Genomic DNA, 19,007 nt, shown 5'->3' with positions numbered 1-19,007 from the left:
GCTGTACAGACCGTCAAGGTTGATAAGTTCCCGGGTTGGGCTGTTCTGCGGTTTTAACATGTTTCTACCTTTTGATTGAGTCGTCAAAACGCGCACTGCTGCGACTTAGTTGGGTGCGGATGCTCTGCGTTAACCTTGTACGGGGCAGTTTCCGCTGCCAGCCAGGTTTCGCAGCAGCTGAAGGAGAGTAGTTGTCCCGTTCAGCCATGTCCTCCGCCGACGCCATCAGTGCCCGGCTTCGCGACCTCGAGCAACTGACCAAAGGCCCAGCCTGGGCCCTGACACGTTCGGCGCCTTGGGTGATCGCGGTGCTGCAGGCTTCCTTCACCCGCACCCGGCCGCAGCTTCCGCTGGAAGAGTTCCATGCCGACGTCGACGCTTTCCTTGAGCAGCTCCGCCGCCAGGAACCAGGGCTGGGTGGTCAGCAGAACGGCAAGGCCTTCGGCGACGAATGGACGCGCAAGCAGTTCCTGACACGCCGCAACCAGTCCGGCCAGATCGTCTACGAGGTCACCGAAGCAGCGGCGCGTGTGCTGGCATTCCTGGATAGCCTTTCCAGCGAACGCTCCACGCTCAACGGTTCCCGCTTGGGGACGCTGCTTGGCGACGTGGAGAAGCTCGCCAACGAGACCAATCCGGACCAAAGCGCACGTTTGGAGGCGCTGGAGGAAGAAATCCAAGAGCGCCAGCAACTCGTCGAGGACATCAGCTCCGGAGAGTTCGACGGCCTCCTGGACGACGAAGAAGCTGTTGAGGCCGCCGGCAACATCCTGGACCTGGCCGCCAGCCTTCCCGCTGATTACAAGAAAATGCGCGACCGCATCGAGGAGTTGGTGGGCGAACTCCGCAACCAGATCATCGAGGAGTCACTGAGCAAGGGCGCAACCATGGCCCAGGTTCTGGAGGCCGACAAACGCCTGCGCCAAAGTCCCGAGGGTCGAACGTTCCGCTCTTTCACGGCCTTCCTGGAAGACCCACAGCAGCAGTTGCGTTTCCGCTCCGCGATCGGTGAAGTCCTGAGCCGGCAGTTCGCGGACGATCTTTCGCACGAGGACCGCGAAACGCTGAAGAACCTCGTGGCTGAACTGCGAACCCAGCACAGCCAGATCCAGAGAATCTACGGGAAGCTGTCCGAAAGCCTGAACACGTACATCCAGAGCGACGACGTCCGTCAGTCGGTCAGCCTGCGCAAGGTTCTGGCTGAGGCAGAGCAAGCCATCCGTTCCATGCCCTACGAACGTGACCGGCCCGGCCTGGTCCGCGGCCCCGTTCTGTTTAACGCCGGATTCGAGTCGTTGGCTATGGTCAAGCTCTTTGACCCGGACGAGTTCGCGACCCCGCCCCGTCTGGCAGACCCCATCGCCTTCAGCGATTCGGACAGGGTTCGGTCGGCACGCACCGGCAAGGCCAGGCCTGCTGTTGTGCGGGCCGCGATGGCCGGGGCAGCCACCCTGGGCGAGGCGTGGGAAAACCTGCCCGCCGAGGAACGACACATCAACACCGTCCGATCCCTGCTGTCCATGGCGCTGCACAGCGGTGCCGGGTTCGACCGGGCCGCCTGGGAACACATCGACTTCGAACAAATCGACGGCAGTATCCGCACTGCGTACCTGCCTGTCGTCACGCTGAATGAGGATTCTGATGACTGAGGAAATCACGACGACGGACGTCACCGAGGAGGAGCACGTCACCCTTGAGGAGGCTGAAGTCCCGGCTGAAACGGCCTCTCCCGCCAACCACGGTGACCCATTCCGCATTACCCCGCGGGACACATTCGTTGACGGCGCGGCGCTTTTCCCCGGTGACACAGGTGTGCTGCCCATGAAGGTCCGTCACGCGCTGGTCAAACTGCTGAAAGGCCCCTACATCGACGGCGGCCGCGACGAGAAGCTCTGGACCACGCTCCTGGACAACCAGCTCATCCTCCGCAGCCGCCTCTCCGAACTGTTCCTCACCCTGCAGCTCGATCACGACCGCAAGATCGCCGTCCTCCGCCCCGTTGACCCGGAGATCATCGGTGCCAGCTCACGATCAAGCATCCTCCGGCAGCAGCGTGCACTGAGCCGAGTGGAAACCATCGTCCTGCTCCGCCTGCGCCTCCTTCTGGACCGTCACGTGACAGCCCAGACGGACCCCATCATCACCCGCGAAGAGATCTCGGACCTCGTCGCTAATTACACGCCCGCAGGCCAGCAGGATGCACTCCGCGATTCCGACGTCGTCACCCGCACAATCACCAAACTCCTGGCCCGCCAACTCCTCCTCCCCACCCCCTTGGACGACACGTACACCATCAGCAACGCCCTCCCGCTGGCTCTCCCCTTCGAAAACATCGGCGACATCCCAGCCCAAATAGAGGCCCTCATCGCCGTAGCGGCCGACGAGTCGGGCACAGAACCGTTGCTGGACATCTCGGATTCAGAATCCGATTCCAATTCCGAGGACGACGACGCCGAAGCCGCCCCCGCCGCGGACGCAACCACGACTGACGGGACAGAGAAGTGACGATCGCAAGCATGCTCCCGCTCGGCGAGCTGACGAACCCCGGGCAGATGCGTTTGGCCTTGGTGCAGGTGGTCAACTGGGGCACGTTCCATGGGGCGCACACCATGCACGTGGACCGCAACGGAACCCTTCTGACGGGCAATTCGGGCGTCGGCAAGTCGACGCTGTTTGATGCCATGCTCCGGGTGTTTGATGCCCGCCCGCGGTCCAATGAGGCTGCTGCGCAACGTTCCGGTGGCGCTGTGGAGGACAAGAGAACCACGTTTACTTATATGCGCGGCAAGGTCGGAGATAAGGCTGTTGGCGATGGTTCGGCCAGTGCCTTCCAGCGCCCCGGTGCCACGTGGTCCGCCGTCGCGCTGACGTTTGATAATGCGGCAGGCACGAAGGTGACGGTCTCTGCGCTGTTTGATTTGCCGAAGAATGGCACGGAGTCCAGCGTCGGGCGTTTTTATGTGATCGACAACAAGCCCCTGGACTTGGAAGCGATCGAGGGGATTGCCCAAAAGAGGTTCACCAAGGGGGCGTTGGAGGGGATCTTCCCGGACGGCCAGGTCTTCGACGTGCACAAGGCGTTCGCCGAGCGGTTCCGAAGGCTCCTCGGCATCAACTCCGACCAGGCGCTTCCCCTGTTGCGTGTCATTCAGGCCGGGAAAGGCCTTGGCGGCAGCGTTAATACGTTCTTCCGCGACCAGGTACTTGATGCTCCGGCAACGCTCGCAGCGGCGGACGATGTGGTGGAGGAATTCAGCAACCTGATGTCCATCCGGCAGCGGTTGGAGGATGTCCGGCAGCAGCGCGACCAGCTGGCACCGGTTCCGGGGTTGAACAAGGACTATGCGCAGGCGTTGTTGGATGCGAACAGGCTTCGCGAGTTGGCTGGCGAGGAATTCGAGGCTTACAAGCAGCAGCTTGCGGTCACTGTCCACGCCAAGACCTTGGCGCGTTTCAAGGAATTGGCACAGTCCAAGGCCCAGGAACTCGCTGCCGAGCGCACGGTCCGGGATGCTTTGGCCAAGGAGCTCCGTGAGCTGGAGCTGGATTACAACAACCGCGGCGGTAACGCGATTTCGGCTATCGAGCAGTCGTTGGAGAACGCCCGCGTCAGTCTGAAGTTGCGCCAACAGGTGGAGGAATCTGCCCGGAAGGCGCTGGCCGATGCTGGGCTGAACCTTGAATGGTCGGCCGAGGGCTGGGACCAGGCCCATGAGCAGGCAGCTGCCCGTTCGGCGGAGTTGAAGGACGATTCGGAGGCTTTGAAGGAGCTCCGTTTCGAGGCCTTCGACGGCCACGCGACCAGGAAACGCGAGCTGGCTGCGGCTGAGCAGGAGCTGCTGTCGTTGCGGTCGCGGAAGTCTTTGCTGCCGCCGTCGAGTATTGAGAACAGAGCCGCGATTGCAGGCGCAACCGGCATCCCCGAGGAGCGGATGCCGTTCGGCGGTGAGCTGATCGACCTCGCCGAGGGCCAGGATCAGTGGCGTCCGGCCGCGGAACGTGCGCTGCGCAACCTCGCCACCACGCTGTTGGTTCCAGGAGAGCACTTCGCTGCGGTTACACGGTACTTGAACGACAACACGGTCCGGGGCGCACTGCGTGCAGTGGATGTGTCCAAACCCGTTGCCGGTGGCGCGCTGGCTGTGGAGGACGTGTCCGACGGCGACCTCTTGACTAAGTTGAGCATCCTCACCTCGGGCGCCAACGCCGACGCCGGGGCATGGATCCGCGAGCGGATCGCCTTGGACTTCGCGTACCCGTGTGTGGAGGACCCGGACGAGCTTGCGACGATGGACAAGGGCCTCAGCCTCGGTGGCGTGGTCAAACGCAACCGGCACACCGTGGAAAAGGACGACCGCTTCACGAGCCGGCAGGATTACGTCCTCGGCTTCGACAATGCATCCAAGCTTGAACTCGTGGCGGCCCGGGTGGGCGAGCTGGAAAACGAGCTGGCCAAGGCTGCCGAATTGGCGCAAAGCCGTGAGGATTCCCACCAAGGGATGGCCCGGCAATTGGAAGCCCTTCGAAGGGTGGCCGAGGATGAGCGTCCGTGGGAACAGGTCTCTGCAGCGGTCGCCGCGGACGAGCTCGCGCGGATTGAGCAGCGGCTTTCTGACGCATTGGCTGCCCAGGCGGACCTTGAACCGTTGCGTGCCAACATCGAGGCCGTACGGGAAAAGCACCAGTCCTCCACAGGTGCGGCGGCCGTGCTGCAGAGTGAATACAAAGCGCTCGACCAAAAGATGATCACCGCTGACGGCCTGCTCGATGCCGCCAGGTTGAAGCTTGAGCAAGCACCGCCGTCGGGCTCTACCGTAGCCGCGCTGGAACCGTACTTTGCCGGCGTCGGCGAGGTATCCGAGCTTTACGAACTCGACAACCTGGCCAACAGCGTCCGCAACAAGCTGCTCGACGAGCTGCACGCCGCCGAATCACGCAGCCAGGCTACGGCAGAGCGTCTGACGCGAATATTCGAGGCTTTCGTGCGCGATTGGGGCAGCGCCATCAGCGCTGACCATGGCACGTCCATTGGGGCTGCCGGGGACTTCGAATCGCGATATCACGCGATCGTGAGCGATGGCTTACCCGCCCAGGAGGCCGAGTTCCGGTTGTTCTTCAACCAGCGCACGCACGAATCGTTCAGTACGCTCCTGCACCTGTTGGATGAGGAGCGCCGGAGTATCACCAGCCGGATCCTGCCCCTCAACGGCATCCTGTCCGAGGTGAATTTCCACGAGGGCAGCTACCTGGAACTGGACATCAAGCAGACGCTTCCGGCTACGGCCAAGCAGTTCAAGGATGCGATCCAGAACGCGCTGAAGGCCAAACACACGCGGCCCTCCCGCGGCGCATCTGCCGCTACGGGAACAGAGGCCGACGACGACGCCGAGCTCACCGCCCGCTATAAGTCCCTGGAGACTCTGGTGAAGCGTCTCGGTTCGCAAACCCCTGAGGACCGTCGCTGGCGCGCCGAAGTGTTGGACGTCCGCGGCCACCTGTTTATCCAATGCAAGGAGCACAGGGAGGTGGCCGCGAAGTCGGCGAAAACCGGGAAGGCCGGCAAGAAGAAGACCGAGGTCTTTATGCATGCCGATACGGGCTCCATGTCCGGCGGTGAACGTCAGCGCTTCACGGCGTTCATCATGGCCGCGGCGCTGAGCTACCAACTGGGCATTGCAGAACAGGGCTTCACCACCTACGGCACCGTGATGATGGACGAAGCGTTCGTGCTGGCATCCGAGGAATTCGCCGGCGCCGGAATCAAGGCGCTTCACGAATTCGGCTTCCAGTTGTTGCTGGCCGCGCCGGAAAACGTGATCGACCTGTCCCGCCACCTTGGCTCGGTCACGGAAATCCTTCGCGACAAGCGGACCAACCGCTCCGGCGTGCTCACGGCTCCCGTCATCGCAGGCCCGGGAGAGCCCGGCGCATGGCGGTCGGAAGCCAACCCAGTGGATATCGTCCTGCGCTAAAGCAACGCGGGGTCACTTACGGCCCATGGGAGAGACCTTAATGGGCCGAAAGTGACCCCGCGTTGCCTTTAGCGGGTGGAGGTACCTCGGACCCTGTCCAGGAACTGGGCCGTCCGTTCCTCCAGGCCGGCGATCTGCCGGACCACGACGACGGCCGGGTCCGGGTTGATTTCATTGGCCGGCGGTTCCTTGCGCACATTGGCGCTGCACCCGAACTCGGCACAGATCAGGGTCCCCACGGTGTTGCCGTCCTTGCCGGACTGTCCGGCCTTCTTGGCGACCCAGAGGTAGACGTCGTCCTTGGAGAAGACGTCGCGGCACAATTCACATAGGACCACACGCTTCTTTCCGGAGCCGCCTTCAGGCGCCCGGAGCATGATTCCCGTGAGCTTGCCCCTGTGCGGGACCACCAAGTACCCGCGCTGGGGCATTTTTTCGTCCCGCCAACCGAGGAATTCAAGGTTGTCCCAGTCGATGGTTTCAAAGTCGCGGGGAAGGTTGAGCTTGGCGGCTTCGGACCGGCTGGCATTGATGAATGATGAACGGATTTGTTGGGCAGTGATTTTCTGCATGGCAAAGCTACTTTCGGAATTGAACGACGTCGCGCTGAACAGGAGCGCGCGAGCTGGAAAGGAGCGTCGGTCATCGGTGAAAGCAAGGCACAGCAAAGAACGCGAACAGCAAAGAGACCCGAAAACAGGGGTGCTTGTGGAGGGCGTGTACCTAGAGTGATGCCGACGGGTGGGGGAGTGCCAAGCAGGCCAAAATGGCCACCTCGCCAACCATGGCTGCAGCAACTGAAACCGTGCGCACGCTCATCTCCTCGTCGTTCTCCCTGGAAGCGGTAGTCCGCTGCCGATATCTTAGCAATGCCGCAGCATGGACATTACGTGACGCAAACGTTTCGTAATTATTCAAAGGCTAGGCTAGCCTTACTTAGGTTCGCATCCCTTACCTAAGGAGTCCCGTGGCTTCCCTTCTTCCACGCCGCGCCCTGCTGAAGACCGCAGGCACCGCGACAGCCGCTTTGGCCGCCGTCGCCCTTTCCCTCACTGGCTGCTCCACCGGGCCTGCCACCTCCACTCCGGCAGCGGAGCAGGCAGAAACCGCGGCTTTCCCCGTGACCATCAAGCACGCTTTCGGTGAGACCACCATCAAGGAACAACCCAAGCGCGTAGTCACCATCTCCTGGGTCAACGACGACGTCGCAATAGCCCTGGGCGTTGTCCCGGTTGGCGTTCCCAAGAACGAGTGGGGCAATAACGACAAGGGCTCCACGCCCTGGAAGGACGCCGCGCTGGAGAAGCTTGGCGCAGGCTTCGGTTCGGACAAGGCTCCCGTGCAGTTCTCCGAGGCGGACGGCATCAACTTCACCGAGATCGCCAAGCTCAACCCTGACGTGATCCTCGGCGCTTACTCCGGCCTGGAGGAAGCCGATTACAAGAAGCTCTCCGAAATCGCTCCCGTGGTTGCTTACCCGGAGCTCGCCTACGGTACGCCCTGGCAGGAAAGCACCACCATCATCGGTAAGGCCCTCGGCAAGGAAGCCGAAGCCAAGAAGCTGATCGAAGACACGGAAGCCACCGTCAAGGACAAGGTTTCCAAGTACCCGCAGATCAAGGACAAGACCTTTATCTACGGCAACCTGGAGCCGGCCAAGGGTGACGGCGTGAACGTCTACACGGCCATCGACAACCGCCCGCGCTTCCTCTCGGAAATCGGCATGAAGCTCGCTCCGGTAGTGGAACAGAACACGAAGACCAACAAGGACTTCTTCATCCCGTGGTCCGCTGAGAAGGCTAACGAGCTCAAGTCCGATGTCTTCGTGACATGGGTGCCCGAAGCCGCCACGGCCGACGCCATCAAGGCTGACCCCCTGCTGGGCCAGATACCCGCCGTCAAGTCCGGCGCGCTCGTTGCCGACGCCGATCAGACCCTTACGCTGTCCATCTCCGCTTCCTCGCCGCTGAGCCTGCCGTGGGCACTGGATACGTTCCTGCCGCAGCTGGGCAGCGCCGCGGACAAAGCGGCAGGCAAGTAACTGCAATGAAATTGAGTACGACGACGGCGGCTTCCGTGGGGCAGGTTGGCGGCACATCCGTGCCGGGTGACCAGCGGGATAGCGCCCCTCGGAGCAATGCGGCCGGAGGGGGAACCGGTTCCAGGGTCACAAGCGGGCGCACTGCCTGGCTGGTGGCCGCCGTCGTCGTACTCGTCGCTGCCTGCGCAGCATCCCTGGCGATCGGCGCGCGTGGGCTTCCCTTGTCCACCATTTGGGAAGCCATCACCAACTTCAATCCTGAAAGCGGCGACCACGCAGTGGTCATCGCCCGGATTCCCCGCACAGTCTTGGGCCTCCTCGCAGGCGCAGCCCTTGGCTTGGCTGGCGCAGCGATGCAAGGCGTGGCCCGCAACCCGCTGGCCGATCCCGGCATTCTGGGACTCAACGCGGGTGCGGCCCTTGCGGTTGTGGTGGGCATCTATGTTTTCGGCGTCGGTTCGCTGACCGGCTACATCTGGTTCGCCTTCATCGGCGCAGCAGCGGCCGCCGTCGTCGTTTACGCGATCGCGTCCAGGGGCCGTGACGGTGCGACGCCGGTCAAGCTCGCCCTCGCGGGCGCGGCCCTGAGCGCAGGTCTTTTCTCGTTGATGAACGTCATTCTGGTTTCAAGCCAGGACACCTTGGACCGATTCCGTTTCTGGCAGGTGGGAAGCATTGGCGGACGGGACTGGTCCGTTCTGCTGCCTGCACTTCCGTTCCTGGCCGTCGGCGCCATGATTGTCCTGGCCAGTGGCCGCATCTTGAACAGCCTCGCGCTGGGTGACGACATCGCCCGTGGACTTGGTCAGAACGTTGCCCTGTCCCGCGGAATCATCGGCCTGGGAATTGTCCTGCTGTGCGGATCCGCAACCGCGCTGGCTGGACCCATTGGCTTCCTCGGCCTGGTGATTCCGCACGCTGTCCGTTCGCTCACCGGTCCGGACTACCGCTGGGTCCTGGCGTTCTCCATGATCTCCGCGCCGATCCTGCTGATCATCGCCGATGTGATCGGCCGCGTGGTTCTGCTGCCGGGCGAAGTTCCCGCCGGCATTATGACGGCGCTCGTGGGTGCCCCGGTCTTTGTCTGGCTCATCCGCCGCGGAAAGGGGGCCGGGCTGTGAGTGCACTTAAGCCCGCTCCCGAGATAGCACTTAATGGCAATGTTCCCCGGAAACATTCGCATCAATTGTCATCTCGGCGCGTGCTCAGCCCCACCTTCTTCCTTGGGGTGGCCCTCGTGGTCATGTTCGCGGTGTACGTACTGCTGGGCAGCTACACCGTCACCATTCCCGATTTCTTCACAATCGTCATCAACCACCTCACCGGCGGTGAGAAGATCCCCGGCGCCAGTTTCATCGTCATGGAGCACAAACTGCCGCGCGCAGTGGTGGGAACCATGATCGGCATTGCCTTTGGCCTGGCTGGCGCCCTTTTCCAGACCATGCTGCGGAACCCCCTGGCCAGCCCTGACATTATCGGCATCAGCTACGGAGCCAGTGCGGCGGCGGTGACGGCGATTGTGATCTTTGGTGCTTCCGGCGCAGTCGTTTCCTGGGCAGCCCTTGGCGGCGCGCTGGGTGTTGCTGCCATTATCTACGCGATTTCGCGCGGCGCGGGCTCAGGCGGAGGCAGCCGTGGCAACGCCGCAGGCAACCGCCTCATCCTTGCGGGTGTGGGCATCGCCGCGGCACTGCACGCAGTGGTCAACTTCCTCATGACCCGTGCCGACATCCGTACCGCGGCTGATGTCCTCGTCTGGCTTAACGGTTCGCTGAATTCTGCCACTTGGGAGCGTGCCGGGATCCTCACGGTCTCCTTGCTGGTCCTGGTTCCGGCTGTCACCATCCTTGCTGGCCCGCTGCGCATTCTCGAACTCGGTGACGACGCCGCCGCCGGCTTGGGCATCAGGGTCAACGCCACCCGGCTGGGACTGGTGTTGACCGCCGTCGGGCTTGCCGCCGTCGCAACCGCTGCTGCCGGTCCCGTCGCGTTCGTCGCTTTCCTCGCCGGGCCGATTGCACGGCGCATCGTCCGCAAACCCAGCCTCCCGGCGTCGGCCTTAACCGGTGCGCTGATCGTGCTGGCCGCTGACTTCTTCGCCTCCAACATCGCGCCCGTCATCCTCGACGGAACCGTCCTCCCGGTCGGCGTCATCACCGGCGCCCTCGGTGCACCCTTCCTGTTGTGGCTCCTGGTCACCTCGAATCGAAAGGAAGCCTGACATGGCCATCCTTAATGCCAAGGACCTGACACTCCAATACGAGCAGCGCAAGGTGGTCGAGGGCCTCACCACCGAAATCCCCGAAGGCAAAGTCACCATGATCGTGGGAGCCAACGCCTGCGGTAAGTCCACGTTGCTCCGCGGATTGTCGCGGCTGCTCAAGCCCGCTGGTGGTGCGGTGACCCTCGACGGCAAGGACATCCACTCCCGACCCGCGCGTGAAATCGCCCGGACGTTGGGCCTGCTCCCGCAGCACCCCACCGCTCCGGATGGTATTAGTGTCCGCGACCTCGTGGGACGGGGCCGGTATCCGCACCAAGGCTTCTTCCGGAGTTGGAGCGAGGGGGACGACGCCGCGGTGCAGCGGGCGCTCGAGGCCACAGCAACGCTGGAACTCGCAGAGCGAAGCGTCGACGAACTGTCCGGCGGACAGCGCCAGCGCGTCTGGATTGCCATGGCCCTTGCCCAGGAAACCGACGTGCTGCTGCTTGACGAGCCAACCACGTACCTGGACCTTGCGCACCAGGTTGAAGTGTTGGACCTCGTGACGGACCTCAACCGTAGCCGGGGCACCACCGTGGCGATCGTGCTCCACGACCTCAACCTCGCCGCGCGCTACGCCGACCACGTCATCGCGATGAAGGGTGGATGCATCGTGGCCGAAGGATCCGCATCCGTTGTGGTGACCGAGCAACTGGTCTACAACGTCTTTGGCCTGGAATCCCGGGTGGTTCCCGACCCCATCTCAGGAACACCGCTCATCGTCCCTATAGGACGCCACCACGCACAGCCCGTTTCAACCAACGAACTGGAGATCGCCTCATGAGTGCACAACCAACACGGACCCAAGCGAGCGCCGCCGTGGAACCCATGACCCTGGCCTTCGACGTCGCGGTCTCGGCCGTGCAGGACCTGAGCCCGAATTTCCGCCGAATCACGTTCGGTGGCTACTCACTGCGCGGCTTCGGCGTTGCAGGCGACACCCTGGACCTGCGCGTGAAGCTGATGATTCCTTCTTTCGACGCGAACGGACAGGTCATTCCGCTGCCTCCCTTCAAGATGGAAGAGGCCGGGTGGTACCAGGAATGGTTGGCCATGGATGCTTCCGTCCGGGGAGCAATGCGCACGTACACGGTCAGGGCTGAGCGACTCGACGCCGTGTACCCCGAAATCGACATCGACTTCGTCATGCACTTCGACGACGCAGGCAACGGCGGACCCGCAGCTAACTGGGCGAAAGAAGCCAAGCCCGGCGACGCCCTCACCATCATTGGCCCCAACAACCGTGCGGCGCAGTGCACCACTGCAGGTGCCTACGGCGGCATCGAATGGCGACCCGGCCTGGCCCAGAGAGTCCTGCTCGCCGGAGACGAGACGGCGGTGCCCGCCATTAGCGCCATCCTCGAAAGCCTGCCCGCGGATATGACCGGTCACGCATTCCTCGAAGTACCCGAAGCTGGTGACTTCCAGGACATCAGCACACCTGCCGACATCGAAATCACCTGGCTTGCCCGTGGTGCAGCGATCGGACGCTCCCGCCCACACGGGGAACTCCTCAAAGAAGCCGTCGCCAAGGCTGTTCCCGTCCCGGGCTGGGTAGGTATCAAGGGCACCGGGAGCGCTGCCGGTCCCGAGCCCGAAGACGTCAACGTGGACCAGGACATCCTCTGGGAGACACCGCGGCGCATGGACACCGCAGCCATCGAAGCCACCAAGAACCCCACTTTGCCTGCCGGTGCGCTGCCGTTCTACGCCTGGATCGCCGGGGAAGCTTTCGTGATCAAGGAAACGCGGCGGTACTTGGTGCGGGACGTCGGAATTGATCGGAAGCAAGTTGCTTTCATGGGGTACTGGCGACGGGGCAAGGCAGAGGGCTAAGTCCCGTCAGTCGCTGCCCGGTCCGGCCACAGCGGTAGTTTTGCCGTCGCTTAGACACAACCCATAGGTGGCGTTACGGTCGCTGGGCGACCTCCTCGCCACGATGGGCCGCGATGCGCTCCTACACAAAACTGCCGCTGAGGCCTCGTGCGCCCCTCGCCCTTCCGATGCTCTCTCATTTCCCGACGGTTTTTTCGGTTTGTTCGCGCACTTCCCGTTTCGCCTGTTCACTTTGGGTTGGCTGGGGTGTAACTGGGGGTGGGTAGCGTTGGCGGGATGCGGGGTGGTTACGCGGATGGGCAAAGCGGACGACGGCGGTACGTCGCCCTTGGGGATTCCTTCACCGAGGGCGTGGGGGACCCGAGTACGGTGCTGCCCAATGGGGTTCGCGGGTGGGCAGACCGGGTCGCCGAGAAATTGGCGAAAGCGCAGCCGGGATGGGAGTACGCGAATCTCGCAGTGCGCAGTAAGAGGCTCCGGCACATCATCGATGAACAGCTTGAGCCCGCCCTCGCCATGGAACCAACGCTGATCACGTTGTATGCCGGTGGCAATGACATCCTGGACTTTGGCACGGACATGGATGCGCTCCTCACCGACTACGAACTGCTGGTCGCCCGGCTCGCTGGCACTGGGGCAACAGTGGTCCTTTTTACCGGCTTTGACGTGAAGGTCTCAGCCGTCCTGGAACCGTTCAAGAAGCGCAACACCCTGTACAACCAAAAGGTCCGTGAGGTGGCCGCAAAATACGGGGCGATCCTGGTGGACTACTGGTGCTTCGACGCCTACAAAGACTCACGGATGTGGGCCCCTGACCGGCTTCACATGTCCAAGGCGGGCCACAAATATCTCGCCGCTCAGGTCCTGGATCACTTGAACGTCCCGCACAAGATTTCGCTGAAGCGATGGGACCCACCCCAAAGAATGACTATGCGCGAATGGGAACGCAGGCAGCGGCGGTGGGTGAACGACTGGGTCCTGCCCCTCTTTGGACGCAAACTCCGGGGCGTTACCCTGGGTGATTCCCTGAGTGCCCGCTGGCCGCAGCCCGTCAAAGTCCCGCGCAAGGGCGGATTGAAGAAACTGGTCGAAAACCAGCAGGCTATGCAGTGAAGCTACCCGGCAGGCCTCAGTTCTCGAGCAAGTTCTCGTAGCCCTCGGACACAGTTGTCGCGGTGAATTCGATGATCTCGAACTCGGCCACGCCGTTGCTGAAGAACGGGTCTTTGGCCAGTGAGTCATCCAGCGTTGCCCGGTCAACCTTTGACAGCAGCACGCCGCCCGTGGCTGGAACGCGACGTCCCGACGCAAGGAACACGCCGGCGTCGAACGCGTCCTTAAGCCAGGCCATATGGCCTGGCCGGTGGAAATCGACGATTTCGTCGGGAACTTTGTAGGTCAAGGAGACAACAAACATTCCGCCAGCCTACCGTTTGCGGTCGCAGCAAGGCCGGGCCAGTCGGCTAATTCTCCTAAGATGGATCCATGACTGAACCCCGCTGGCTTAATGCCGACGAACGCCGTGCCTGGTTGGCCCTCTTGAGCATTAATACGTTGCTCCCCTCGGCGTTGGATACGCAGCTTCAGTCTGCTGGAAAATTGTCGCTGTTCGACTACAACGTACTGGCGATGCTCTCGGAAACTGAGGGCCGGTACCTTCCCATGAGCGAGCTCGCCGCCCGGACCAGTGCGTCGCTATCGCGCCTGTCGCACGTGGTCACCAAACTCCAGAAGCGCGGCTGGGTGGAACGCCAGGCACACCCCGGCGACGCGCGCGTTACCGTCGCCCACCTGACCGAGGCCGGCATGTCCACCATTGTGGCCCTCGCTCCCGGTCACGTTGAGTCCGTGCGGGCGCTGATGCTCGATTCGCTCTCGCCCGACGACGTCGCGGACCTCGCGCGCATCGGCGAGAAGATCGTCTCCAGGCTGGACAATAACCATTGGATCCTGCGCGAATCGTAGCGTTGCCCATGCTTTGTAGGTAGTGGTGGGCTAATGGCAGACTGACGGCATGGATTTTTCTGCCCGTTATGTTGCCTTGGGGGATTCCTTCACAGAGGGCGTTGGCGACGACGACCCAACGCGCCCCAACGGCGTCCGAGGGTGGGCCGACGTCGTTGCCCGGCAGTTGGCCCACAGCAACGAGGACTTCGGCTATGCCAACCTCGCAATTCGCGGCAGGAAGCTCCGCCAAATCATGGCAGAGCAAGTGGACGCAGCGGTCGTGTTAAAGCCCACTTTGGTCACGATGTATGCCGGTGCCAACGACATCCTGCGGCCCAAGATCGATATTGACTCGCTTATGGAGGATTACGACGCCGGCATCGCCAAGTTAAGCGCCACCGGCGCCACCGTTGTCCTTTTCACGGGCTTCGATGCCCGTGGTTCGAAGGTCTTCAGCACGATGCGTGGACGGACCGCGATCTACAACGAGTTGCTCCGTGAAATCGCCGAGAACCATGGCGCCCTGCTGGTGGATTACTGGCGGTTTGATGAGTACTACGACGTCCGGATGTGGGCGCAGGACCGGATGCACATGTCGACGGCGGGCCACGTTAATATGGCCAAGCGCGTGCTGGACGTCCTCGAACATGAGCATGTGCTCGAAGTCCCGGAGCTCGCACCGCTTCCCACGCTGAACAGGTCCGAAGCCATCCGGGCGAACGCGCGATGGGTCCGGGAATTCGCCGGCCCCTGGGTGGTGCGCCGTGTGCGGGGTACGTCCTCGGGCGATGGGCTTAGCCCGAAGTACCCGGCTCTGATCCGCCCGGTCTAGCCCGGTCCAGAAGGACTGGGCTCAGTGAGCGTTGCGGAAACCCGGCGTGGCGAGCAGCGTGCCGGTCCTGCCAACCGCGAGCACTTCGACGCCCCATTTCTCCACTGAGCGATCCAAAGTCTGCGTTCCGCCGGCGACTATTGCCGTTGCCAGGACGTCGGCCGTAACAATGTCCTGCGCCGCCACGGAGACCTGAAGGAAGTCGGACCGTCCGCTCCCTACCGTCCAAATGTGTTCTCCACGTTCAGCCGAGCCTGACGTTGCAAGGGCCGTCATTCCGCCTTCCGCCGAGGCGCCGAGGCGGTATGTACTGATCAGCTTCTGGCGATCGAACGGATCAACGATGCCGGCCTGCCACGGGTTCGGGTCTGCAAACCCAGAGTCCACGGGACCCGGTGACCCGCTTACCAGCGCATCCCCGCCAGCGTTGAGGCACCAATTTTGAAGGCCGAGGGCACCCAAGGACAGTGCAGCTTCACGCATGGCGTAGGCTTTGACGATTCCGGAAAGATCCAACGCGCCGTCCGGTCGTTCGGCCGTGAACGCACCTTCGGTGTCCACGCGCCATTCCGAGGCCGCTGCATAGAGCTCCTGCATTAACTCCGAGGCGTAAGCCAACGTCAGGTCGCCCCGGGCCAGCCGGCTTGCCTCGGATCCTTCGCGATAAAGGCTGAACGTCAGGTCGAGCTGCGTAAATATCTCTCCTACGACGTCGACGGCGGACTGCAGTTCCTCGACGGCGGTTTGGGCGGCCGTTCCGCTCGCCACGGTCAGGCTCACCACAGTGCCCATGCTGCGGAACGTACGCGCGCGGAGTTGTTCGCCGTTAAAAGTTGGCTGCATCGAGGGCCGCCTGAAGGGAGGTGAGATAGGCCTCGCTGGTGACCGTCGCACCACTGACAGTTTGGACGTTCGCTGACTGGGCCTGCAGGACCTCGGAACGCAAGACCGGAGCTGCCCGGCTGCTGATCTGGGCCGACTTCCGCTCGGCATCAGTGAGCTGCAGGGGTACCACCTCGGTGATCTTGCCGTCCTGGATGGTCACCTGCACCTGGACCGTGCCGAAGCGGGTCCTGACCGACGCGCCGTCGTACGTTGCCGCCGTCGTGCTTTCCGCGCTGCTGCCGCTGGCGCCGCTGGTGCCGGTGGTGCCGGTGCTGCCGTTCGCAGCCGAACCGCCAGCCGTCATGCTGCTGCTCAGGCTTGTTGTGGTGGATGTGGTTGTTTCGGCAACATGAGCGCCTGATTGCCAGCCTGCGAGCAGTATGCCCGCGGACGCCAGGGCCGTTGCCATTGCTGCCCGGATTCTCACCAGTCGAACCTTTCGTAGTGGAGTTGTTCTGCAGATACCCCGGCGGCCTGTGCCTCTTGGACCACCTTGCCGGCCCAGTCGGCAGGGCCGCAGACGTAGACGTCGGCGTTGGCCACGTCCGGGACATAGGAGCGGAGCGTGAAACCTGCTTGGACGGCTGATTCGGGCAGCCATTCATTGAGGCGTGCGGAGCGCGGGCCGGTCAGGTGGAAGAGGGTTGCGCCGCGGGCTTGGCCAAGGGTCATGATTTCCTGACCCAGGAAGAGCTCTGATTCGTCGTGTCCGCGCAACAGAACCGTTGCATTGCCAGGCTCAAACGGCGTGGATTCCAGCAGCGACCGCAGAGGAGTGATGCCAATGCCGGCGCCGATCATCACCACTCTGTTGCGGGACCGGGCGGCGGTGCTGAACATCCCATAGGGTCCTTCAAGGGCGACCCTGGTGCCAGGCCTGAGGCGGGCCAGCCGGGCGGATCCGTCGCCTAGATTTCGGACGGTGATGCGGAGTTTGCCCGCTGCAGTACCCGTGGCCGGAAGCGGTTCCGCGGACAAACTGAAGGGATGCGGCTGCCACCAGAACCCGGGAGCCAGGAACCTCCAGATGAAGAATCTCCCGCCGCTGCCTCTCAGCTTCTCCAGCTGCAGCCCAGTCATTTCGATGCTGAACACTTCAGGTGCCACGCGGACTACCCGGCTGACCGTGAGCTGATGCCGGAAGGTTGCGGCGAGTGGCTGGTAGATCCTGAAGAAAAGGAGTGCCGCACCCGTCCCGATGCAGAAAGCCAGCCAATACCAGCGCTGCCAGGTTCCTTCGGCAAAGAGTCCGCCCACACTGAACTGATGCGGGATGGCCGTTGCCACCGCGGCGTATGTCAGGAGATGGATCACGTACCAAAATTCGTACGGGAACTTGCGTCGCACGGCCACCAATGAGGTCACCACCACGGCGATGAACAGCGCCATCGCGACGAACGCGAGCCACATATCCGGAACGTTGACCCACAGGGACACCGATTCGCTGATGGGGTCAAGGCCTTCTGCCGCCCCGTAGCCGACCGCCAGGAGGATCCCATGTGCCAGAAGCAGGTAAAGCGCCGGCTTACCCAGCGATTTGTGGATCTCAAGAGCACGGTCATGCCCGATCGTGTTGTCAACGAACGGGATCCGGGCCGCCAAGAGCAGCATGACGAGGACCAGGTCCATGCCGACCAAACCAGCCGCGATTCCCAGGCCTGTCGCGCTTCCGGCAAAGGAGGAGAACCCGCCTGCGCCGCCGTCTGCGAGCCACAAGGCGACCGCGACCACCGGGGACACCCACGCGAGGAAGCCCAGAAGGTCGGCCCGGGCCAGCCGCCGTCGGGCTTGCGCCAGGAAGGGTTCGACGGCGGCTGGTGGCGTCCGTGGGCCCGGCGCCGCGGAGTGTTCAGCACCCGAAACACGTGAAAGAAGCGATGTCATGATCCAAGACTCGCCAAGCATCCTTTCGTTCTGCTGTGAATGGGCTTGTGAGGGCTTATGATTCCTGATTGGTCTTAATTTGGCCTGGCCCGTAGAATAGTTAGGCGCTAGGTAGTGCGGATCGTGTGCAATTGCTCCGGTTGGCGGTGAGGTCAGTCTGACTGACATCCCGATGGCCGGTAGTTAGGGGCTCAAGTTGCGTACATTCCTGTATTCGCCCGGTATCCCAGGATCTGTTCCAGTGTTTATCACTGTCCGGTTCTGAGGCCCAACCTTCTTCGCCGTACTTGATGCGGAAACTACCGAAATGGTATGGATCGGACGCGAACGCTGCCTATCGCACGGTAACGCAGGAACATCTGCACACCGTTACATTCAATCTTTGGAGGAGAGTCATGGCAGCACACTGCCAAGTGACCGGGGCCGAGCCGGGCTTTGGACACAGCATTTCGCACTCGCACCGCCGCAACAAGCGTCGGTTCGACCCGAACATTCAGAAGAAGCGCTACTGGGTTCCGTCCCTGCGCCGTAACGTCACGCTGACCCTGTCAGCCCGTGGCATCAAGACCATCGACGTACGCGGCATCGACTCTGTCGTCGCCGACATCCTGGCACGAGGAGTAAAGCTCTAATGGCAAAGGACAAGGACGTACGTCCGATCATCAAGCTGAAGTCCACTGCGGGCACGGGTTACACCTACGTAACGCGCAAAAACCGTCGTAACGATCCTGACCGTCTGGTCCTGAAGAAGTACGACCCCAAGATCCGCCAGCACGTCGAATTCCGAGAGGAGCGCTAAACACATGGCAAAGAAGTCCAAGATTGCTCGCAACGAGCAGCGCAAGGTCATTGTTGAGCGTTACGCTGCCAAGCGTCTCGAACTGAAGAAGACCCTGGTTGACCCCAACGCGACTGACGAAGCACGCGAAGCTGCACGCCTCGGACTGCAGAAGCTGCCCCGCAACGCCTCCCCGATCCGTCTGCGTAACCGCGACCAGATCGACGGCCGTCCCCGCGGCACCTTCCAGAAGTTCGGTATCTCCCGTGTTCGCTTCCGCGACATGGCTCACCGCGGTGAGCTCCCGGGTATCACCAAGTCTTCCTGGTAATCACGAAGCTCTGAAAGGGCCGGCAACCGTTATGGTTGCCGGCCTTTTCTGCGTTTAAGTGGCTCTTTGCTGGGGGAAGGGGGCGGCGGTCATCCTCTGCGCGCTCGCTCGTCCCGCGTTTGGGCCGGTTCTCGCTCACATCGTCGTTGTTTTCGAGCATTCTTCTCTCACATCGCGGCGGGTTTTGGGGTTTGTTGTCTCAGGTTCTGTCGGGATGGGGGTGGGGGAGTAGGGTTCG

General features: G+C 62.6%; 20 protein-coding genes. 15 read left to right on the top strand and 5 right to left on the bottom strand.

Features of this window, described 5'->3' with window-relative positions:
• The first annotated feature begins 191 nt into the window (after window positions 1-191).
• The 3 genes from ACFX4T_RS25150 to ACFX4T_RS25140 are packed head-to-tail and all read left to right on the top strand — an operon-like array spanning window position 192 to window position 5,972.
• On the top strand, window positions 192-1,649 hold the full coding sequence (locus ACFX4T_RS25150) for a DUF3375 family protein (RefSeq protein ID WP_377655107.1): 1,458 nt from the start codon (window positions 192-194) through the stop codon (window positions 1,647-1,649).
• Window positions 1,642-2,505 (top strand): DUF4194 domain-containing protein, encoded by an 864-nt coding sequence (locus ACFX4T_RS25145; RefSeq protein WP_377655105.1) that lies wholly within the window; start codon window positions 1,642-1,644, stop codon window positions 2,503-2,505. The genes ACFX4T_RS25150 and ACFX4T_RS25145 overlap by 8 nt, the downstream gene beginning before the upstream one ends.
• Entirely contained in the window at window positions 2,502-5,972 is a 3,471-nt protein-coding gene (locus tag ACFX4T_RS25140; protein WP_377655103.1) for an ATP-binding protein, read from the top strand. Before ACFX4T_RS25145 ends, ACFX4T_RS25140 begins: the two co-directional genes overlap by 4 nt.
• A gap of 68 nt (window positions 5,973-6,040) precedes the next feature.
• On the opposite strand, the gene ACFX4T_RS25135 is transcribed toward ACFX4T_RS25140, so the two are convergent.
• Window positions 6,041-6,544, bottom strand: coding sequence for an FBP domain-containing protein (locus ACFX4T_RS25135; RefSeq protein WP_377655101.1), 504 nt, complete (start codon window positions 6,542-6,544; stop codon window positions 6,041-6,043).
• 194 nt (window positions 6,545-6,738) lie between these two features.
• Between ACFX4T_RS25135 and ACFX4T_RS25130 the strand changes: the two genes are divergently transcribed.
• From ACFX4T_RS25130 to ACFX4T_RS25100, 7 genes are all read left to right on the top strand, one after another.
• Window positions 6,739-6,882, top strand: coding sequence for a hypothetical protein (locus ACFX4T_RS25130; RefSeq protein ID WP_377655099.1), 144 nt, complete (start codon window positions 6,739-6,741; stop codon window positions 6,880-6,882).
• Window positions 6,883-6,939: 57 nt separating this feature from the next.
• Window positions 6,940-8,013: an iron-siderophore ABC transporter substrate-binding protein gene (locus tag ACFX4T_RS25125; RefSeq protein ID WP_223947127.1), complete on the top strand. Its 1,074-nt coding sequence runs from the start codon at window positions 6,940-6,942 to the stop codon at window positions 8,011-8,013.
• Between the two features lie 5 nt (window positions 8,014-8,018).
• Window positions 8,019-9,134, top strand: a complete 1,116-nt coding sequence (locus ACFX4T_RS25120; protein WP_377655097.1) for a FecCD family ABC transporter permease — start codon at window positions 8,019-8,021, stop codon at window positions 9,132-9,134.
• Window positions 9,135-9,256: 122 nt separating this feature from the next.
• Window positions 9,257-10,234, top strand: a complete 978-nt coding sequence (locus ACFX4T_RS25115; protein WP_377655109.1) for a FecCD family ABC transporter permease — start codon at window positions 9,257-9,259, stop codon at window positions 10,232-10,234.
• Between the two features lies 1 nt (window position 10,235).
• Window positions 10,236-11,060, top strand: coding sequence for an ABC transporter ATP-binding protein (locus ACFX4T_RS25110; RefSeq protein WP_377655095.1), 825 nt, complete (start codon window positions 10,236-10,238; stop codon window positions 11,058-11,060).
• Window positions 11,057-12,112 (top strand): siderophore-interacting protein, encoded by a 1,056-nt coding sequence (locus tag ACFX4T_RS25105; RefSeq protein ID WP_377655093.1) that lies wholly within the window; start codon window positions 11,057-11,059, stop codon window positions 12,110-12,112. The genes ACFX4T_RS25110 and ACFX4T_RS25105 overlap by 4 nt, the downstream gene beginning before the upstream one ends.
• Before the next feature lie 276 nt (window positions 12,113-12,388).
• The gene (locus ACFX4T_RS25100; protein ID WP_377655091.1) at window positions 12,389-13,225 is read left to right on the top strand and encodes an SGNH/GDSL hydrolase family protein; all 837 of its coding nucleotides are present in this window, start codon (window positions 12,389-12,391) and stop codon (window positions 13,223-13,225) included.
• Window positions 13,226-13,241: 16 nt separating this feature from the next.
• Here ACFX4T_RS25100 and ACFX4T_RS25095 read toward each other — a convergent pair whose 3' ends face one another.
• Window positions 13,242-13,529, bottom strand: coding sequence for a YciI family protein (locus tag ACFX4T_RS25095; protein WP_216927439.1), 288 nt, complete (start codon window positions 13,527-13,529; stop codon window positions 13,242-13,244).
• Window positions 13,530-13,597: 68 nt separating this feature from the next.
• On the opposite strand from ACFX4T_RS25095, the gene ACFX4T_RS25090 reads away from it, so the two are divergent.
• Entirely contained in the window at window positions 13,598-14,077 is a 480-nt protein-coding gene (locus ACFX4T_RS25090; RefSeq protein ID WP_216927438.1) for a MarR family winged helix-turn-helix transcriptional regulator, read from the top strand.
• 49 nt (window positions 14,078-14,126) lie between these two features.
• Window positions 14,127-14,891 carry an SGNH/GDSL hydrolase family protein gene (locus ACFX4T_RS25085; protein WP_377655088.1) on the top strand — a complete coding sequence of 255 codons (765 nt, stop codon included), beginning with the start codon at window positions 14,127-14,129 and terminating at the stop codon, window positions 14,889-14,891.
• Between the two features lie 21 nt (window positions 14,892-14,912).
• Here ACFX4T_RS25085 and ACFX4T_RS25080 read toward each other — a convergent pair whose 3' ends face one another.
• Genes ACFX4T_RS25080 through ACFX4T_RS25070 form a run of 3 tightly spaced genes read right to left on the bottom strand, consistent with a single transcriptional unit; the run spans window position 14,913 to window position 17,660 of the window.
• Window positions 14,913-15,734, bottom strand: coding sequence for an FAD:protein FMN transferase (locus ACFX4T_RS25080; RefSeq protein WP_377655086.1), 822 nt, complete (start codon window positions 15,732-15,734; stop codon window positions 14,913-14,915).
• Window positions 15,718-16,203, bottom strand: a complete 486-nt coding sequence (locus ACFX4T_RS25075; protein ID WP_377655084.1) for an FMN-binding protein — start codon at window positions 16,201-16,203, stop codon at window positions 15,718-15,720. Before ACFX4T_RS25075 ends, ACFX4T_RS25080 begins: the two co-directional genes overlap by 17 nt.
• Window positions 16,200-17,660, bottom strand: coding sequence for a ferric reductase-like transmembrane domain-containing protein (locus ACFX4T_RS25070; protein ID WP_377655082.1), 1,461 nt, complete (start codon window positions 17,658-17,660; stop codon window positions 16,200-16,202). The genes ACFX4T_RS25075 and ACFX4T_RS25070 overlap by 4 nt, the downstream gene beginning before the upstream one ends.
• Window positions 17,661-18,055: 395 nt before the next feature.
• Here ACFX4T_RS25070 and rpmB point away from each other — a divergent pair, with 395 nt between their 5' ends.
• Genes rpmB through rpsN form a run of 3 tightly spaced genes read left to right on the top strand, consistent with a single transcriptional unit; the run spans window position 18,056 to window position 18,769 of the window.
• A complete protein-coding gene (rpmB, locus tag ACFX4T_RS25065; protein ID WP_011776361.1) occupies window positions 18,056-18,292 on the top strand; it encodes a 50S ribosomal protein L28 in 237 nt (78 codons plus the stop codon).
• A complete protein-coding gene (gene rpmG, locus ACFX4T_RS25060) occupies window positions 18,292-18,459 on the top strand; it encodes a 50S ribosomal protein L33 (RefSeq protein ID WP_003798558.1) in 168 nt (55 codons plus the stop codon). The genes rpmB and rpmG overlap by 1 nt, the downstream gene beginning before the upstream one ends.
• Before the next feature lie 4 nt (window positions 18,460-18,463).
• Window positions 18,464-18,769: a 30S ribosomal protein S14 gene (gene rpsN, locus ACFX4T_RS25055; RefSeq protein WP_216927432.1), complete on the top strand. Its 306-nt coding sequence runs from the start codon at window positions 18,464-18,466 to the stop codon at window positions 18,767-18,769.
• Window positions 18,770-19,007: the final 238 nt, after the last annotated feature.

It is taken from the genome of Paenarthrobacter sp. YIM B13468, from assembly GCF_042788025.1.
Lineage (GTDB): Bacteria > Actinomycetota > Actinomycetes > Actinomycetales > Micrococcaceae > Arthrobacter > Arthrobacter aromaticivorans.
Note: the sequence above shows the minus strand (reverse complement) of the source record. Positions and strands in the feature narration are given on the sequence as shown.

Bases quoted from the DNA above. Each gene is read 5' to 3' on its own strand.
- ACFX4T_RS25145 (WP_377655105.1), top strand. From the start codon at position 1,642: ATGACTGAGGAAATCACGACGACGGACGTCACCGAGGAGGAGCACGTC.
- ACFX4T_RS25135 (WP_377655101.1), bottom strand. From the start codon at position 6,544: ATGCAGAAAATCACTGCCCAACAAATCCGTTCATCATTCATCAATGCC.
- ACFX4T_RS25130 (WP_377655099.1), top strand. From the start codon at position 6,739: ATGGCCACCTCGCCAACCATGGCTGCAGCAACTGAAACCGTGCGCACG.
- ACFX4T_RS25120 (WP_377655097.1), top strand. From the start codon at position 8,019: ATGAAATTGAGTACGACGACGGCGGCTTCCGTGGGGCAGGTTGGCGGC.
- ACFX4T_RS25115 (WP_377655109.1), top strand. From the start codon at position 9,257: ATGTTCGCGGTGTACGTACTGCTGGGCAGCTACACCGTCACCATTCCC.
- ACFX4T_RS25110 (WP_377655095.1), top strand. From the start codon at position 10,236: ATGGCCATCCTTAATGCCAAGGACCTGACACTCCAATACGAGCAGCGC.
- ACFX4T_RS25105 (WP_377655093.1), top strand. From the start codon at position 11,057: ATGAGTGCACAACCAACACGGACCCAAGCGAGCGCCGCCGTGGAACCC.
- ACFX4T_RS25100 (WP_377655091.1), top strand. From the start codon at position 12,389: ATGCGGGGTGGTTACGCGGATGGGCAAAGCGGACGACGGCGGTACGTC.
- ACFX4T_RS25095 (WP_216927439.1), bottom strand. From the start codon at position 13,529: ATGTTTGTTGTCTCCTTGACCTACAAAGTTCCCGACGAAATCGTCGAT.
- ACFX4T_RS25090 (WP_216927438.1), top strand. From the start codon at position 13,598: ATGACTGAACCCCGCTGGCTTAATGCCGACGAACGCCGTGCCTGGTTG.
- ACFX4T_RS25085 (WP_377655088.1), top strand. From the start codon at position 14,127: ATGGATTTTTCTGCCCGTTATGTTGCCTTGGGGGATTCCTTCACAGAG.
- ACFX4T_RS25080 (WP_377655086.1), bottom strand. From the start codon at position 15,734: ATGCAGCCAACTTTTAACGGCGAACAACTCCGCGCGCGTACGTTCCGC.
- ACFX4T_RS25070 (WP_377655082.1), bottom strand. From the start codon at position 17,660: ATGACATCGCTTCTTTCACGTGTTTCGGGTGCTGAACACTCCGCGGCG.
- rpmB (WP_011776361.1), top strand. From the start codon at position 18,056: ATGGCAGCACACTGCCAAGTGACCGGGGCCGAGCCGGGCTTTGGACAC.
- rpmG (WP_003798558.1), top strand. From the start codon at position 18,292: ATGGCAAAGGACAAGGACGTACGTCCGATCATCAAGCTGAAGTCCACT.
- rpsN (WP_216927432.1), top strand. From the start codon at position 18,464: ATGGCAAAGAAGTCCAAGATTGCTCGCAACGAGCAGCGCAAGGTCATT.